A 16,843-nucleotide genomic window follows, 5' to 3' on the forward strand; every position below is an offset into this window, starting at 1 on the left:
GAACAGGGTCACTCAATTAAAGGTAATGAAGTAGACTGCAAATTACTGAATGCGTTGCAATATCTTAACGAAGCTCTTTTCAATTTCTGCGAACTCGACCTTTTGTTTTCCTACAAAAACGAAGCAGATGTAGAGATTTTGTGAAGTAAGAAGTTCCTTATTCAAACGGTAGGCTTCACGCATTCTTCGTTTGATCCAGTTACGATCTACTGCTTTTTTGAAAGATCTTTTTGAAACCGTAAATAAGACTTTGGGCAGCTCCAGATCTATCTCTGATTTTTGAAAAATCACCCGAATTGGGAATGCCGAAAATGAAGAATTCAGCTCATTTGACCTGTCAAATAAACTTTCAATGACCTTTTTATGACAAAGGCGTTCAGACTTTTTGAAAGTTTGAGCCATTAGACTAGTAAATATAACAGAAAAGCCACCTGGAAACAGGTGGCTTCAATTAGAATACCTTTACAGATTCTTATTTATGCGTCTTCTCGTCAGAAACTGTTAGTTTCCATCTTCCTCTGGCACGACGAGCCTTCAAAACTCTTTTTCCTCCTGGCGTACTGCTACGCTCACGGAATCCATGCTTATTTTTACGCTTTCTGTTTGATGGCTGGAATGTACGTTTCATCCTTATATATCTTTAATTTTGTCCTGTTCTAAATTTCGGACTGCAAAAATAGACATTTCTTTTTTTAATCAAAAACGATTTCGCAATATGAACTATAAAATTTCCAGAAAGACTTCAGATTCAAAATACCTGAGCATTAAGGCCTTAATCTCTGAAATCCATTCTGATCTTTTGGAAATAAAACTTCCTGCCTGGCGACCGGGCAGATATGAAATCCAGAATTTCGCCCAGTATATCCGCGACCTAAAGGTATTCTCAGACAACGGAGATCAACTTGAGACTTCTAAAACAAGCAAGGACAGCTGGCAAATTCGTACGGGAGGTAACCAAAAAATAGAGGTTCAATACGAGTTTTATGCAGAGATTGAGAATGCCGGAGGAAGCTATGTAGATCAATCTTTTTTCTATCTCAATCCCATTAACTGCCTTATTTATGTAGAGGATCGACAAGAGGTGGACTGCTCTTTAGCTATAGATTTTGAAGCCAATGATGTTATTGCCAGCGGCATGCCGTTTACTAAAAATGGCACGGTCAGCACCTTTCAAGCAAAATCCTTCCATGAGATTGTGGATAGTCCTATCATGATTTCTGATAGTATTCAGCATCGTTTTTATAAAGTACAGGAAACAGAATTTCATATTTGGATCAAAGGCAATACAGAAATTCAATGGAGTACAGTTTTAAAGGATTTTGAGGCCTTTACAGCCAAACAGATCGAGGTTTTTGGTGAATTTCCTGAACCGGAATTTCATTTCATGCTTTGGATGATGCCAAATGCCAATTATCATGGCGTAGAACATTTCAATTCTACTATGATGACTTTGGGACCAGTCTCTCAACCTTTTGAAGAGTTTTACACCGACTTTCTGGGCCTTGCCTCTCATGAACTTTTCCATACCTGGAATGTGAAAAGAATCAGACCGAAAGAGCTACTTCCCTATGATTATTCAAAAGAAAATTACTTTGAGACCTGTTTTGTCTCTGAAGGCTTAACCACATTTTATGGCGACTGGATGCTCCACAGGTCTGGTGTATTCTCAAAGGAGCAGTACCAAAAAGAGTTAGAAACTACACTAAGAAGACATTTTGACCATGCCGATCAAGCCACAGAATCCTTGCTTCAGTCTTCTTACGATTTGTGGCTAGATGGATATAAAAAAGGTACACCAAACCGAAAAGTCTCTGTATATCACAAAGGTGCTGTGGCTGCACTGATTCTCAATCATATCATTACCACGGAAACCCAGGGAAACAAGTCGATTGATGAGGTAATGAGATTACTCTGGCTGCGTTATGGATCACCTCTAATCGGCTTTAGCTATGAAGATTACATAGCCATTTGCGAAGAAGTATGTGGCACTAAACTGGACAATTACTTTGACACAGTCATAGCAGGAAATCACTCAATTTGGGAACCTGCTAAGTCAGCAATAGAGGCTATGGGATTCACCCTTTCTAAGAACGCAGAAGGCTTTACACAGCTTGGTCTAAAAGAAGACTCAAGTAGTTAAACATCAATAGTTTAATAGCCTCCATTCTTAAAGTATTTTAAAATTCTTTGGCATTTTATCGTATTTTTTTTAGTATCTTTGCACCTCAATTGGAACAACCTTCCACGATTTTTCATAAAAAAACTTCTATATGAGTAAACTTCGAATTCTTTACTTAACAAGTGAGATCGACCCGTTTCTAGAATTATCCAAAATATCAAGTCTGGTAAGAAAACTTCCGCAGGAAATGCAGGAGAGAGGAATGGAAATTAGAATCCTAATGCCTCGTTTTGGTACTATCAATGAGCGTAAGAACAGGCTTCATGAGGTAGTCAGACTTTCGGGGATCAATATCTCGGTAGGTGAAGAAGAAAAACCCCTGATCATAAAGGTGGCGTCTATTCCGGCTGCTAAGCTTCAGGTATATTTTCTGGATAACGAAGATTATTTCCAACGTAAGACTGTATTCACTGACAAAAAAGGAACATTCTACGATGACAATGACGAAAGAGCCATTTTCTTCTGTAAAGGTGCTCTGGAGACTGTTAAGAAACTAGGCTGGGCTCCTGACGTAGTACACTGTACAGACTGGATGACCTCTCTGGTTCCTCTTTATCTGAAAACAACTTATAAAAACGATCCGATCTTTAAAAATACGAAGTCGGTATTCACCGTTTACAATAATGTATTCGAGCATAAGTTCACTGAGGACATGATTCCTAAGGCTAAAATGATGGACATCTCTGATGAAAATCTGGCTAACCTTAGATCTAGAGACTTCCAAGGTTTCATCAAAATCGGCTGTGAATATGCAGACGTTGTGGTGAAAGCGAACGAAGACCTTAGAGATGATATCGATACCATCGTTGATGAAACTTCTGACAAGAAAATTGAAGCTCAAATTGAAGACGAGAACATCGCTGATACATTTTACAACCTATACACTGAATTGGCTAACCAACCAGAACTGGCCGAATAAGTATATGTTAAAGAAAACAACCTTTATGCGGAATGCAGTCATCGTGCTGCTTTCCGCTTTCTTTTTGTCCTGTGAAAACCCGACAGACATTGGTTTCCCAGACGGTTCAGGTGGGAATCAAGCCTTTTTTACAGATTCTCTTGATATTCAGATAGAAAATCTACAATTGGACTCGCTACTGGCCTCAGGTCAGTCGTCTGCTTTAGTTGGTTCTTATGATGATCCGGCTTTCGGGAAAGTAACGGCGGCAGCATTTCTCCAGCCCACCCTACCTCAAGGCTCAAATTCATTTACCGGTGCTCTGGAAACTGTTAGTTATCAATACACATCCGGTCTGAATTATGATTCAGTAGCTATTAGACTGGCCAACAAGAGCCTTCTTTTCTTTGGCGACTCGTTATCTACCATTAGAGTTAATGTTCATAGGCTTAACTCTCGTTTAGAAGACAATAACTACAACTACAATAGTAGAGTAGCATATGATCCAACGCCCATTGCTTCTGTTGACATCAACAGAGAAGCGATGGTAAATGACACAGGTCTGGCCGTTTATTATAATCTTATTCTGCCTGACGAAATAGGTCAGGAGTTGATTGATCTTTCTAACGGCGAAATCATTGACGATAGAGATACTTTTGAGGATGCGTTTCCCGGCTTTGTATTAATTGCAGAAGCAGGAGCCGAAGCTATAACTATTTTCAATCTAGGCTCTCAGGCCAATTCTTCAAGCACCAATTCGTCATTGGTCTTATTTTATCATGACACTGGTTCTGAAGAGAAAAAAGGCTTTACGTTTGACTTCACGGCAGGCAGATTTAACCAATTAGAGTTTGACCGTTCAGGTACTGCTCTGGAGGGTGTTAATTCTTCAGGCCAAAGTAAATCATATGAAGATTCCGGAAACAGAGTCTTTGTTCAGGCTGCTGCAGGTATTGGGGGAAAAGTGAGATTCCCTGCATTATCTGAATTAGGAGCTAAAGAAGTTGGTTATGCAGAACTTGAATACGCTGCAGACACCACTACATTCTCTGGCCAGATAGATATTGCTCCTTTCATTACAGCTCTAACGCTAGATGCTAATGGTACAGGAATTAGAACTAACGGATTCTATTCCTATATCAATACGACACTGGATGCTACAAGTGGAGTTCTCACTACCTATGATGACTCTTTAAACGTCTTTAAAACCAATATTACTCCATACCTCCAGGCTGTGCAGTCTGGTACTATACAGGATAACGGTATTTTCCTGGCCTCTGCCATTCCGGCATCAAGTGGAGGAGGAAGCTTGATTTTTGGGTCTGCCTTAAACAGAGTAGTGCTTAAAGACTTCAAGCTCAACTTATATTACACAAAATAGAAATGTGGATTCTTTCACATTTCTATTTTTAACTGATTCATCTACAATACCTACATTTGTAGGAATAAACATCCAAAATCAACTGTATTATGTGTGGAATTGTCGCGTATCTCGGTGAAAGAGAAGCTGCACCATTAATTCTTAAAGGCTTAAAACGTCTGGAATATCGTGGATATGATAGTGCTGGTATCGCACTACTGAACGGTAACGGCTTGAAAGTCTATAAAAAGAAAGGCAAAGTAGCAGATCTGGAAGCGGAATTAAAAGACAAACCATTACATGCTAAAATTGGTATAGGTCATACCAGATGGGCTACGCATGGCGAGCCCAATGATGTGAATGCACACCCGCATTATTCTCAAGGAGAAAACCTGGCTATTATCCATAATGGGATCATTGAGAATTATGCCTCCATCAAAAAATCACTTTTAGATAAAGGATACAGCTTTGAAAGTGAGACTGATACAGAAGTTTTAATCAACTTCATTGAAGATGTAAAAAAACATAAAGGCTGCTCAACAGAAGAAGCAGTAAGACTAGCCCTTTTGGAGGTGGTTGGAGCCTACGCAATTGTAGTTATTGATAAAGACAATCCAGATCAATTAGTAGCGGCCAGAAAAGGCAGCCCATTGGTAATTGGTGTTGGAGAAAATGAATTCTTCTTTGCTTCTGACGCCACGCCGATCATAGAATACACCAAAGAAGTAGTCTACCTGGATGACTTTGAAATTGCGACTGTGCATAATAGTGAACTAAGCATCAAAAACCTTCAGAATCAGGAGAAGGGTGCTTTTATCCAGACAGTAGAGCTTGAGCTTGAAAGCATTGAAAAGGGTGGTTTTGAGCATTTTATGCTCAAAGAAATATTTGAGCAACCAAAGTCAATTGCGGACTGTATGAGAGGTCGTTTAAATGCAGATACAGCTCATATTCAATTAGGGGGTCTGATCAATCACCTCGATAAATTAGCCAAATCACAAAGAATCGTTTTTGTGGCCTGTGGTACCAGCTGGCATGCTTGTTTGGTAGGCGAATACCTTTTTGAGGAACTAGCCAGAATAAACGTAGAAGTAGAGTACGCTTCTGAATTCCGATACAGAAATCCGATTATCAATGAAGGGGATATTGTGATCGCTATATCTCAATCAGGTGAAACGGCTGATACTTTAGCCGCACTGGAATTAGCGAAGCAAAAAGGAGCCACGATTCTTGGGATTTGTAATGTAGTAGGTTCATCCATCTCAAGACTCACTGATGCCGGTGTTTACACACACGCCGGACCAGAAATTGGTGTAGCCAGTACAAAGGCCTTTACAGCTCAGGTGACAGTTTTGGCGATGATGGCCATTGCCACAGCAAAAAACAAAGGCTCTATTGATGACGGACAATACAGAAGGTTACTTTCTGAGATGGCCGCTATCCCGAACAAGGTTGAAGAGATATTGAAGCTTGATCAGGAAATAAAAGACATTTCAAAGCTCTTTACGTTTGCCTCAAACTTCATATTCCTGGGAAGAGGTATCAACTTCCCAGTTGCTTTAGAAGGGGCCTTAAAACTGAAAGAAATCTCCTACATCCATGCTGAAGGATATCCTGCAGCAGAAATGAAGCATGGCCCGATTGCTCTCATTGATGAGGACATGCCGGTGGTTTTCATTGCCACTAAAGACAGCTCTTATGAAAAGGTAGTCTCTAATATCCAGGAGGTAAAAGCACGTAAAGGCCGGGTAATTGCTATCATTAATCATGGAGACACCGTAGTGAGAGACATGGTAGACTTCGCTATAGAAATACCTACATCTCATGAAATGGTAGCTCCTTTATTGGCGTCTATTCCGCTTCAGTTACTATCGTACCATATTGCAGTACTTCGTGGAAGAAATGTGGATCAGCCAAGAAACTTAGCCAAGTCAGTTACGGTAGAATAAGCTTAAAGATATTTCCTTAACTCCTTCGTGAATTTAAGTCCGGAGTGCGGTATAAGATGTATGCCATCATTCGTCTGGTAATTTTGACAATCAGTGGTGGTAATTAACCGAATGTTCTCATCTTCGGCTATCTGCTCCAGGTGTTGTCTGGTTTTATGCACTACCAATTTTTCACAAAACTGTGGATGAACCGGCATCTCATAAAATACGATTTCCACGCCGTTCTTCCGTAAGTCTTCAATAGCCCAAAGCAGCTTTTTTGTGAAAACCCATTCATAGTTTTCGGCTGTGTAGTCGTGCTCAAAATATTCAGCTTGCAACTCCAAAATCTCAGGATTTATGACAACTTCTGTACTATCATAGACTGGCAGTGGGTTTTCCCCTTTGATGGCCTTTGTTACCAGTCCTTTGAGAATACCTACAGGTTGATTCTTCTCTCGTAAAACGGGAAGTTTAGATTTCAGTTTGGCATTGAAGCCTTCTGAAACATACCTCGCCAGACTACCATCGGTCTTTTTGAAAAGAAAGGTACTTTCTATCAAAACCCTTTTGGGTTGCTGCTCTCTGGCAGCAATCAGCTGTAAACCATCCCATACGGTAGAGCCACTAAACGAAAGGTTGGCAATGTTTTCTCCCAATGAATCCGTTACGATTCTGGTCGATAAAGATGTACCAACAAGAACGGTCTCAAAGTCCTCTTTGCTGAGTATATAATCTCTCGCCTTAATCACATTGGTGCTCCATTGACTTTGGTCTGAGTCTAAATCTGCAGGCAAAACCTTTAGGACCAGAGCGTAAGCCACCAGAAGAACTAAAGCCGATATGACAATTCTTTTGATCATCTAAAACTGGAAATAAATAAAGCTACCCGATGAACCACTATTGACCAAAATAAAGAACAGTAAGGCTCCATACATTACGGGTTCTGCAGACACAAACCACTTTCTTTTCTCCTTTTCATTAAGCAGGTAAATCAGATGATAAGCAAGAATTGGGAGTGAATACATGCCAATAAAGAAAACGGTATTGAGATCATCCAGTCCTTTAAAAAACGGAGCAAGACTAATCTGCTGCACATACAAGATCACCTCAGAGAATGCAGGCAACCTAAATAATAACCATAGAAGCGTGACCACACTAAAGATGAAAATCACTTTGATAAATCGGAGTCCTTTCGGCCAATTGAATGGCATATAATCACCCATCAAACGCTCTACTGCTAAAGCAATACCGTGAGCAGCACCCCAAACGGCGTAACTCCAGGCCGCTCCATGCCAAAAACCACCCAATACCATGGTTATCATGAGATTGAAATAGGTTCTGACTTTCCCTTTTCTATTCCCTCCGAGCGGAATGTATAGATACTCTCTCAAAAAAGTGGAGAGAGAAATGTGCCATCGTCTCCAAAACTCTGAAAAAGTAGAGGAGATATAAGGGAACATGAAATTGTCTCTTAAGCGATAGCCGAACAGGCCTGCCAGACCTAAGGCGATCAAAGAATACCCTGCAAAATCAGAGAAAATCTGCATGCTGTAGCCAAAAAGCAAGGCCAAAAGATTTAACCCCGAAAGCTCCATAAAATAGGGATACTGCATCCAGAAGGTGTGATCTTTCAGATTATCGGCGATGACCATTTTCAAGAAATAGCCCAGAATCAATTGTTTCACACAGTACTCCCAATCGATGTCTTTTAGCAACTTTCCTTTAATCTGAGGCAAAAACTCATAAGCCTTAACGATAGGCCCAGCTATGAGCTGCGGGAAAAACCCAATATATAAAGCGATGGACTCTACGAGTGATTTATTATCCTCTGGCAGGTTATCATCATTATTTCTGGCTCTGTAGGTATCTACCACCAAACTCAAGCCTTGAAAAGTAAAAAATGATATCCCGATAGGTAGAGGAATGGAGACCAGAAACTGACCAAATTCTGAGCCTTCTGCAAAGAAGGTTTTGCCCAAAAGCGGACTGTATTTAAAAAAGGCTAAAATGCCGAGATTGATAATAACACCCAAAGTAGCCCACCAGTATCGCTTCGAGGCCTCACCATTTTTAATGGCCTTAACCGTCAGAATGTTAATGGCGATAGAAACACAGAGGAGAATCAGTAGCTTTGGGAAATTCCAGGCGTAAAAAACGAAACTTGAAATGATCAGAATGAGCTTCTGATGCCCCTCTTTCCTGAGAAGATAATAGATCACAAAAGTGATAGCCAGAAGGACAAAAAACTCAGAACTTGTAAAAAGCATTAATTGATTTTTAACAGGCCATTGAATACCTGATCGGCAAAATTACAGGTATTTCTTCAATGCCCAAACAGTGTATTTTGGAGCGAGAATAACAAAATTGTTCTTCGCCGTGTATCTTTGGCCTTATGCAAGTCGTCAATTCTAAGCAGGAGCTTAAAAAAGCCCTCAAAAGTTATCGCAGTGAAGGTAAAAGTATAGGCTTAGTGCCTACCATGGGAGCCCTTCATCAGGGCCATATCAGTTTGATTAATCGTTGTAGGGCAGAAAATGAGGTGGTAGTAGCCAGCATTTTTGTGAATCCTACGCAGTTTGACAATCCCGAGGACCTCAAAAAATATCCCAGAACGCTGGAATCTGACTGTGAGCTACTGGAACCGGCAGGATGCGATATCGTTTTTGCTCCTTCTGCCGATGAAATGTATCCTACTCTACCGAAACTGTCTATCGACTTTGGCAATCTGGAACATGTGATGGAAGGGAAATACCGTGATGGTCATTTCAATGGCGTTGGTATTGTGGTTTCTAAACTCTTTCATTTGGTTAACCCAGATAGAGCCTACTTTGGTCAGAAAGACCTTCAGCAGGTGGCTGTTTTGCGTCGATTGGTGAATGACCTGAGTTTTGATCTTGAACTCATCGCCTGCCCTACCCTTAGAGAATCAGACGGACTGGCCATGTCATCCAGAAATACCAGACTAAGTGCTGAAGCCAGGAAAATTGCTCCGCAACTACATGCTGCATTACAAAAAGCAAAAGACTTATTGATACAAGGCAAAACGGCTGCAGAAACCCAAAAAGAAATCAATTCCTTTTTTGAGGCCATCCCTGAGTTTAGACCAGAATACTTTGAAATCGCCGATTTTGATGATCTGGAACCTATCAAAAAGATGAATACCGAAGGCAAAACGGCCATTTGCACGGCGGCCTATCTGGACGGCGTCAGACTCATTGACAATATCGTATTCTAAACTGAAACTTTTAAACGCCTAAGCGATGTTCTCATTTTTCAAATCTAAAAGCAGCGATCAAGAAATGGAGTGGAATCTTTTAAATACAGAAGAGCAACTACAAGATATCATCAAGGAATCTGAAACTCAGCCGGTATTGATTTTCAAACACAGCACCACCTGCCCTATCAGTGGTACCGCCAAAAGCAGAATGGAGAGAAAATGGAACGCCGACGAAGTAGGAAACCTGAAAGTATATTATCTGGATCTGCTGCAATACAGACCTATTTCAAATGCCATAGCCAACACCTTTGGCGTAGAACATGAGTCACCACAAGTTCTCCTGATTAAAAACGGAAAAAGCGTATACACCGAATCTCACTTTGGAATCTCTTTCGATGATTTGAAGGAGGCTTTGTAAGATGATTTCTTGAAAGGATTTTGAACCGCCAAGACGCGGGAGCACAAAGGTTTCACTAACCTTCTTATTTTACTATGCCCTCTTTTTAATAGAAACTGCCGATAGCTGATTGCTCAAAGCCGATTGCCGATTGCCGATTGCCGAAAGCTGACTACAGAAAGCCCAACGCCATAAACACCTACCGTTAAATAATTCGCTCCTCCCTCCTTTCATTTTATTCTGAGAAAATCCTTAGTTTTAGGTATACCATGAGACTAAGTTATCCGACAACAGATGCTTACACTTGGATTCATCTCTAATAATTAGACACTCGCATAAAAACGAATATTGCGGGTTAACGACATTCCTTTTTTGGTCGGAAAAGAGACATACGTGAACACGAACGTCAGTGTCAACTAATAAATACAAAATTTGAATTACAAAACTGAAAAAAGAAAGGCCTTCGATAAAGATTACCTAAAAGTATTTTTGCGGATATAAAGCTTAATTCTGAAATCAGTAAATTGTTATCAAATATAGATGAAGTTCATCGTGCAAGTGTTACTGATAACAAAAGACAGGATATCACAGTCTATCCAGCAAAAATGGTAGAAATTGATGAATTAGATATCATAGTAAATAACGAATTGGCGAACTATTTTCAATCAAATCGAACAACTATACTAGGAAATAAAATAAAAGATGATTCCAGTAATATTCAAACACCAGAAGAAGAAAAATCAAACATTTCAATCCCACAAGAAAAAAATGGATTTTGGACTAAAGCAAAAATATTTTGGATAGCATATCACAATCATATATATGGCTTTGCTTCAATTATTGGGGTTATTCTGGCAGTAATTTTTTGGATCATTCCTTATAATAAAAACCTTGATGCTCCAAATAATGAACCGACCATTCAAGATGGAATTCCCAGCACAGATAGTTGGATTGTTAATGACACATTTGAACTAGACTTTAATGGAAAAACCTATCCAATACTAGATAAGAATATCAACCTTTCGAAGGAAATTGGAATTTTATATATAGGTGGGGTAAATTGTGAGTTGTTGGAAATAGGGTTCAAAAGTTTGGAGGGTGATAAATTGAATGCAGTATATGATACAACACTTCAAAAAATCAAAATAGATTTCTCAGGAGATAAAATTATACAATTAAAATATTTCGATAAACTCTTTCAAATAAATCAAAAGCTCACTGACTACAACATGGCTGGCAAGGTTGAAGAATATTATTTTAACTATGATTTTTATTTGAATGAACTTAAAGAAACTACTTTAATATTAAAACCCATTGAAGAATATAGATAGCTGACACTAACATTAGATAAGACCTAAGACTTCCTTCGGTTGTCCTCCGCCTATCATTGGACGTTAGGCGAAATTCCCCAGATTTGGGGACAGAAATTGAAAAGGAAAAGGTATCAATTTCTCCCTTTCCAAATTGATTTCAGTCGCTAACGTCAAATTGAAGGGATTAAATTAAGATAGAATTTAGTGTAAAAGCTCAATTTTGTAAATAATTGATAATGAGTATATAAATTTGACGTTAGTCAGAATTGACTATGAGACTTGATAATCACCAATTACATGATCTACTGATAGAAAAAGATATTCAGGTTCTCTATCATGCAAACACCTTAACAACCTCAATAACCTATTTCCAACAAAATGGATTATTATCAAGAGGAGCCGTTGAAATACTCGGACTTAACCAAACAACTCAAACATCCGATGAGGCTGATAAGCTTCTTAACGTATGGAATGATGTCTTTTTAGATTCGACAGATTTACACACTTTCTTTGGACGACAGAATTATTACGGACCTATCCTTTTTGAGCTTGATATAAGTCTGGTGCTCAATCAACATTTTGAAATTTGGGTAACCAAAAACAATCCGATATACTGGAATAGAAACACCTTAGATTCTAACAGATACTTTCAGAATATTGACGAATTGAGGTCAGATTGGGACTTGTATCCGAGACAAAAGAAGATGATAACAATAAGAAATAATTCAACTCCAATATTGTTTGAACATGTTAGAAGAGTTATAGTTGACGATCCACGTGTCGTAATTAATGAACAAGATGGAACACAAACACATCTTTTTAATGAAGCTGTAAAATTAATTAATGCAAACATCTCTAATGGACATTCACTACAGGGTAAGTTTATTGTGAGAGAATGCGGAAACTGCTGGTGTAGAGATAATTACCTAAAACAGGTTCCCTCAATTGATTTAAAAAGACTATTTTTATAAAAGCATCGAACAACGTTATGGAACAGGAAATTCATTGTAAACATTGTAGTACGGTAGTTATTGTAATAGAAAACAGACTATTCTATTCCGAACAACAATCTCTAATGGATATTAACTGCCCAACTTGTAAATCAAGACTAAGCACCAAGTCAACAGATGGATGGTTCTTTACCCAGTCAAAAGAAGAATTTCTAAAAGATATCGAAATAGAAAAAAAGAAAGAGAAATTCCTATATCCAATGGCATAACTTCTGCTAACAGGTGCTAAGCCCAATCGGCTTACTTAGTTATTTGCATAGGGCTTTTGAATCAGACACATTTGAGATATTTAAAATGCTGAGCCGACTGTCCTTAGCTAGACGCTCTCAGTCATAAATAATAAGAAATGAAAAGATTTTCCGAAAGAATAGGAAAAAAACAGATTCGTCAAATGGTCCAAAAAGAAGATATCGATGAGATATTAAAAAACTATCTCTGGAATGGATTGCTGATTTATATTTTCGACAAATTTAAAGGCGAGTATTGGAGAAATGTTAGAAGTACAACTAAAACACTTTGTCAAAGATTATGGATGCATTTTTTCAATCAGAAAATGGATGAATACCCTATTAATGGTGGGGATCTATTTTCAATAATTAAACGTTTCTTCTTCGAATGTCAATGGTATGAAATTTATGATTTAATTGAATTTACAATAAATAACTACCAACCAGAAAATTGGGAGGAAGACGATAGTGTAGAACAACTCATTGACTATACAAACCATACCCTAAACCGAGAATTATCAGCGTATAGAATTGTTAATTATACAATCACAGAAATTACTTCCAATGAAGAAATAGCTTCAATTGAAGAATCTTTACAAATTGAAGACAGATTTAAACCAGTAAAAGAACATTTGAGAAGAGCACTCGAATTATTTTCTGATAGGAAAAGTCCAGACTACAGAAATTCTATAAAGGAGTCAATTAGTGCTATTGAATCAATGTCTTCTATTATTACAGGGAATCCAAAATCAACATTAGGACAGGCACTCAAGGAAATCGAAAAAATAAATGATTTGCACCCAGCACTTAAATCCGCATTTAGCAATCTCTATGGCTATACAAGTGACGCAGATGGCATAAGGCATAAATTATTAGATGAAGATTCTATTAAACAAGAAGATGCGAAATTCATGTTAGTTTCATGTAGTGCATTTATAAATTATCTTATTCAAAAAGAATCAAATACGCCTGAGAACAATGTGTAAAATGTTCATAGTGGTAAACGCCACCTCGCCATTTACACGAGCCGTTGAACCCAAACCACTATTATCATTTTTACCGATCATCAATTTCCCTCTCACACCGCCCAAACCAAAAAATATCCATCGATAGGCTCCACATGAATGGCATGGGTTTGATGGTGGTCTGGCATGATGATTTCACCGAAGAGTTGTGAGCTGTCTCCTTTGATTTTTAGGTTTTCTTTGAAGTCTGTACCGCGTTTGCCGTAGAGCTTGTAAAGGGCTTCTTTGGCAGACCAAAAGATGGACATCAAATTGAGGTCCTCGCCAATGATTTCTATTTCCGGTTCTGTGTAAAGTCGTTCTTTTATTCGCCACATTTTTTCCTGCGGTCGCTCTATATCTACACCCACCGGTTTAGTAGGGTGCATCACCACCGCCATAAAATGCTTAGAATGTGTGATGGACATCTCCCAGGGGGTGCCATCCAGAAAAGGCTTTCCGTTTTCGTCTTTATTGATCCCTTTGAAGTTGATCCCCAAATCTGCCGCCAGATGTCTGATGGCCACCCTGCTACACAGCAGCTCCAGTTTCTTCTGATGGGTCTTGGCCGTAAGGTACTCGGCATCGGTAAGAATAGTGGATGGAATACTGGCAAAAAGACTGCTTAAGTCTTCTGTAGCCTCCCATACCAAGAGGTGTGCACCGCTTTGACATTCCTTTTGAAACCGTACTGGCATAATCTATCTTTGAATCTCAAATATGACATTTAATTCCATTTTATGAAATTCAGCATTGAGAAAACGGAGTCATTTACCGGGCATAAAGACTGTGTGTATAACATTAGTGGGCATCAAGACCCCAATGTCTTTATTTCTTCTGCCGGTGATGGTCTTCTGGTAGAATGGAACGCCGGCATACCGGATATCGGCAAGCCGCTGGCACAAATGTCAAACTCTATTTACGCCCTACATTATGATGCTGAGAAGAATCAACTTTGGGTGGGCGAAAACTTTGAAGGGGTTCGGGTGATTGACCTCCATGAGAAAAAGCAGGAAGCTTCCATTGCTATGAACAAAACCTACATTTTTGATATTGCCACGTATCAAAATCAGGCTTTTATTGCCAGTGGAGATGGTATCATTACGGTGATAGATACCGAGCACATGGTATTCAAAAAGCATCTGAAATCTTCCAGCAAAAGTGTGCGATGCCTGGCCATTAACCCTGTAGAGAGGGAGCTGGCGGCAGGTTATTCAGATCATACCATTCGTATTTTTGATCTGCAGACCCTTGAACTCAAAAGGCAGATTCACGCCCATAGAAATTCAGTTTTTGCTCTGGCCTACAGTCAGGATTTTGAGACGCTTTATAGCGGAAGCAGAGATGCTCACCTCAAAAGCTGGAGTGTCACCAACGAGTATTCGCTAAAGAAACAGGTGGTGGCTCATATGTTTACCATAAATGATATCAAACTTAGCCCCAAAGGCAACCTTCTGGCCACCTGTAGCATGGATAAATCCATTAAACTATGGGACGCCAAAAGCCTGAAGCTCTTAAAGGTCATTGACAAAGCCAGGCATGCCGGTCATGGCACTTCGGTGAACAGGGTTCACTGGCTGAATGAAGAACAGCTGGTTTCTGCCAGCGACGACCGCAGCCTGTCATTGTGGAAAATCAGCCAATATCAGGCGTAAATTCTCGTTTTTTATTCAAAACAGGTAGATTAAAGAAAATCTCCCTGTATTTTTGCTTTTTACATTTCCTAAAAACACCTAAGAATGAAAATCACAGCCTTAGAGATAAAACAGCACGAATTCGAAAAGTCTTTCAGAGGATACAATATTGAAGAAGTAGATATTTTCTTAAACAATATTGCCAATGAATGGGAACGCACCAGCAATGAGGCTAAAATGCTGCGGATGCAACTTGAGATTGCTGAAAAAGAGGCTGCTAAACTCAGAGAGGTGGAAATGTCTCTGATCAAAACCCTTCAAACGGCGGAGAACACCAGTTCAAAAATTACGGAGCAAGCTAAAAATGAAGCTGAAAGCAAAATAGAAGCTGCTCAGCTGGAAGCTCAAAGAATCATAGATCAGGCCAAGCAAGAAGCTGCCGGAATCATCAGCGGTGCTGAAGAAAAGGTTTCTCAAAGCCAGCTGGAGTTACAAGCCAATGAAGAAAAGCTTACGGCAGAAATAGCAACACTGAAAAGCAGAAAAGCGAGTCTCATTACTCAATTAAAAGCTCTGACTTCTGCCACCTTAGAAGACCTGAAAGCTTATGATGCTGAAGAGTCTGCTTCTACTCCGGAGGATCTTCCTATTGTAGCCAACACCGAAGCCCTGGCCGAAGTGGTGAGTGAAAGTGAAGAGGAAGTAACAGAGGTCAAAGGTTTTGCCTCATCTGCGAATAATTTAGTCTTAGAGGAAGAAGCTGAGGAAGAGATCAAGGAAGAGCCAGCCGTAGTCGGCAGTCAGGATTTGACGGTTATTGAGGGTATCGGACCCAAAATAGCGGAACTGTTAAAGGCCAATGGCATAGCTACTTACAGAGATCTGGCGACACAGCCGGCTTATAAAATCAAGTCGATCTTAGAAGAAGCAGGACCAAGCTATTCTATGCATGATCCTTCTACATGGTCTAAGCAAGCCTTACTGGCCGACTCTGAAAAATGGGATGAGCTGGATGCTTTAAAAGAAGAACTTGATGGTGGCCGTGTAGTAGAAGATACAGCACCTGTAGCCGAAGAAAAGGTAGAAGAGCCTGTAGCCGCCGAGCCAAAGGCCGAAGAAAAAGAAGCAGCTACTGAAGAACCAGCCAATACGGAACATACCACCGAAGAAATGCTCGATAGAGTGAACAAGGTGAAAGCAGCTCTTAAAAAGGCTATGATGGAAAAAGAGCAGGTAGCTCCGGTGAAAACCATCAATGATGCCGCTGCTGAAGCCAAAGAAAGTGGCGGTTCTTTCTTCGATAATATCTAAGCATCACACACATGGGACAAATCTCGCTAGAGGGCATGGAGTTCTTCGCCTATCACGGCTATTATGACGAAGAACAAAAAATAGGCAATAAGTACTCCATTGATCTTCATATAGAAACAGACCTTAGTTCTGCAGCTGAGTCTGATCGGTTAAAAGATACCATCAACTACGAAAATCTGTATGAACTGGTGCGTGAGGTTATGCTCACCAAACACAGACTTCTGGAGCATGTGGCCTACGAGGTGATAGAGAAAGTGAAGGCAACTTACCCTTCAGTGCTCAAAATATCTGTTGGTGTCTCCAAGTTCAATCCACCGATCGGTGGCATTTGTGAACGTGCCAAAGTGGTAATCACTCGATAG

18 protein-coding genes are annotated in these 16,843 nt (G+C 39.7%); 13 read left to right on the forward strand and 5 right to left on the reverse strand.

Translation table 11 applies throughout. The annotated features are described in order from the left end of the window. Nucleotides 1-42: 42 nt before the first annotated feature. Together rnpA and rpmH are read right to left on the reverse strand one after the other, a co-directional pair. Nucleotides 43-402 (reverse strand): ribonuclease P protein component, encoded by a 360-nt coding sequence (gene rnpA / locus ACUXV0_RS06885; RefSeq protein WP_446192340.1) that lies wholly within the window; start codon nucleotides 400-402, stop codon nucleotides 43-45. Between the two features lie 70 nt (nucleotides 403-472). Next, complete coding sequence (gene rpmH / locus ACUXV0_RS06890) at nucleotides 473-628, reverse strand: 50S ribosomal protein L34 (protein ID WP_446192341.1); 156 nt, start codon at nucleotides 626-628, stop codon at nucleotides 473-475. Between the two features lie 87 nt (nucleotides 629-715). Here rpmH and ACUXV0_RS06895 point away from each other — a divergent pair, with 87 nt between their 5' ends. The 4 genes from ACUXV0_RS06895 to glmS all read left to right on the forward strand — a co-directional run bounded on the left by ACUXV0_RS06895 (nucleotide 716) and on the right by glmS (nucleotide 6,386). Beyond that, nucleotides 716-2,140 carry a M61 family metallopeptidase gene (locus ACUXV0_RS06895; protein ID WP_446192342.1) on the forward strand — a complete coding sequence of 475 codons (1,425 nt, stop codon included), beginning with the start codon at nucleotides 716-718 and terminating at the stop codon, nucleotides 2,138-2,140. A 130-nt stretch (nucleotides 2,141-2,270) separates the two neighbouring features. Then, nucleotides 2,271-3,098: a glycogen/starch synthase gene (locus tag ACUXV0_RS06900; RefSeq protein ID WP_446192343.1), complete on the forward strand. Its 828-nt coding sequence runs from the start codon at nucleotides 2,271-2,273 to the stop codon at nucleotides 3,096-3,098. A gap of 4 nt (nucleotides 3,099-3,102) precedes the next feature. After that, nucleotides 3,103-4,458 carry a DUF4270 family protein gene (locus ACUXV0_RS06905; RefSeq protein ID WP_446192344.1) on the forward strand — a complete coding sequence of 452 codons (1,356 nt, stop codon included), beginning with the start codon at nucleotides 3,103-3,105 and terminating at the stop codon, nucleotides 4,456-4,458. Between the two features lie 89 nt (nucleotides 4,459-4,547). Next, nucleotides 4,548-6,386: a glutamine--fructose-6-phosphate transaminase (isomerizing) gene (glmS, locus tag ACUXV0_RS06910; protein WP_446192345.1), complete on the forward strand. Its 1,839-nt coding sequence runs from the start codon at nucleotides 4,548-4,550 to the stop codon at nucleotides 6,384-6,386. 2 nt (nucleotides 6,387-6,388) lie between these two features. Here the strand turns inward: glmS and ACUXV0_RS06915 are convergent, their stop codons facing one another. Both ACUXV0_RS06915 and ACUXV0_RS06920 read right to left on the reverse strand, forming a co-directional pair. Further along, nucleotides 6,389-7,228: a hypothetical protein gene (locus tag ACUXV0_RS06915; RefSeq protein ID WP_446192346.1), complete on the reverse strand. Its 840-nt coding sequence runs from the start codon at nucleotides 7,226-7,228 to the stop codon at nucleotides 6,389-6,391. Then, nucleotides 7,229-8,635 (reverse strand): MBOAT family O-acyltransferase, encoded by a 1,407-nt coding sequence (locus ACUXV0_RS06920; RefSeq protein WP_446192347.1) that lies wholly within the window; start codon nucleotides 8,633-8,635, stop codon nucleotides 7,229-7,231. A 125-nt stretch (nucleotides 8,636-8,760) separates the two neighbouring features. Between ACUXV0_RS06920 and panC the strand changes: the two genes are divergently transcribed. The 6 genes from panC (at nucleotide 8,761) to ACUXV0_RS06950 (ending at nucleotide 13,518) form a co-directional block, all read left to right on the forward strand. Beyond that, nucleotides 8,761-9,603, forward strand: a complete 843-nt coding sequence (gene panC / locus ACUXV0_RS06925) for a pantoate--beta-alanine ligase (RefSeq protein ID WP_446192348.1) — start codon at nucleotides 8,761-8,763, stop codon at nucleotides 9,601-9,603. A gap of 64 nt (nucleotides 9,604-9,667) precedes the next feature. After that, nucleotides 9,668-10,003 (forward strand): bacillithiol system redox-active protein YtxJ, encoded by a 336-nt coding sequence (gene ytxJ, locus ACUXV0_RS06930; protein ID WP_446192802.1) that lies wholly within the window; start codon nucleotides 9,668-9,670, stop codon nucleotides 10,001-10,003. A 503-nt stretch (nucleotides 10,004-10,506) separates the two neighbouring features. Further along, on the forward strand, nucleotides 10,507-11,313 hold the full coding sequence (locus ACUXV0_RS06935) for a hypothetical protein (RefSeq protein ID WP_446192349.1): 807 nt from the start codon (nucleotides 10,507-10,509) through the stop codon (nucleotides 11,311-11,313). Between the two features lie 254 nt (nucleotides 11,314-11,567). Then, a complete protein-coding gene (locus tag ACUXV0_RS06940; protein WP_446192350.1) occupies nucleotides 11,568-12,266 on the forward strand; it encodes a hypothetical protein in 699 nt (232 codons plus the stop codon). Nucleotides 12,267-12,283: 17 nt separating this feature from the next. Then, the gene (locus ACUXV0_RS06945; RefSeq protein WP_446192351.1) at nucleotides 12,284-12,514 is read left to right on the forward strand and encodes a hypothetical protein; all 231 of its coding nucleotides are present in this window, start codon (nucleotides 12,284-12,286) and stop codon (nucleotides 12,512-12,514) included. A gap of 137 nt (nucleotides 12,515-12,651) precedes the next feature. Then, entirely contained in the window at nucleotides 12,652-13,518 is an 867-nt protein-coding gene (locus ACUXV0_RS06950) for an AbiJ-NTD4 domain-containing protein (RefSeq protein WP_446192352.1), read from the forward strand. A gap of 92 nt (nucleotides 13,519-13,610) precedes the next feature. Here the strand turns inward: ACUXV0_RS06950 and ACUXV0_RS06955 are convergent, their stop codons facing one another. Further along, nucleotides 13,611-14,234: a 4'-phosphopantetheinyl transferase family protein gene (locus ACUXV0_RS06955; RefSeq protein WP_446192353.1), complete on the reverse strand. Its 624-nt coding sequence runs from the start codon at nucleotides 14,232-14,234 to the stop codon at nucleotides 13,611-13,613. Between the two features lie 42 nt (nucleotides 14,235-14,276). Between ACUXV0_RS06955 and ACUXV0_RS06960 the strand changes: the two genes are divergently transcribed. The 3 genes from ACUXV0_RS06960 (at nucleotide 14,277) to folB (ending at nucleotide 16,843) form a co-directional block, all read left to right on the forward strand. Further along, on the forward strand, nucleotides 14,277-15,191 hold the full coding sequence (locus tag ACUXV0_RS06960; protein ID WP_446192354.1) for a WD40 repeat domain-containing protein: 915 nt from the start codon (nucleotides 14,277-14,279) through the stop codon (nucleotides 15,189-15,191). A gap of 84 nt (nucleotides 15,192-15,275) precedes the next feature. After that, complete coding sequence (locus ACUXV0_RS06965) at nucleotides 15,276-16,481, forward strand: DivIVA domain-containing protein (protein ID WP_446192355.1); 1,206 nt, start codon at nucleotides 15,276-15,278, stop codon at nucleotides 16,479-16,481. 11 nt (nucleotides 16,482-16,492) lie between these two features. After that, entirely contained in the window at nucleotides 16,493-16,843 is a 351-nt protein-coding gene (folB, locus tag ACUXV0_RS06970) for a dihydroneopterin aldolase (protein ID WP_446192356.1), read from the forward strand.

It is taken from the genome of Jiulongibacter sp. NS-SX5 (genome assembly GCF_052828545.1).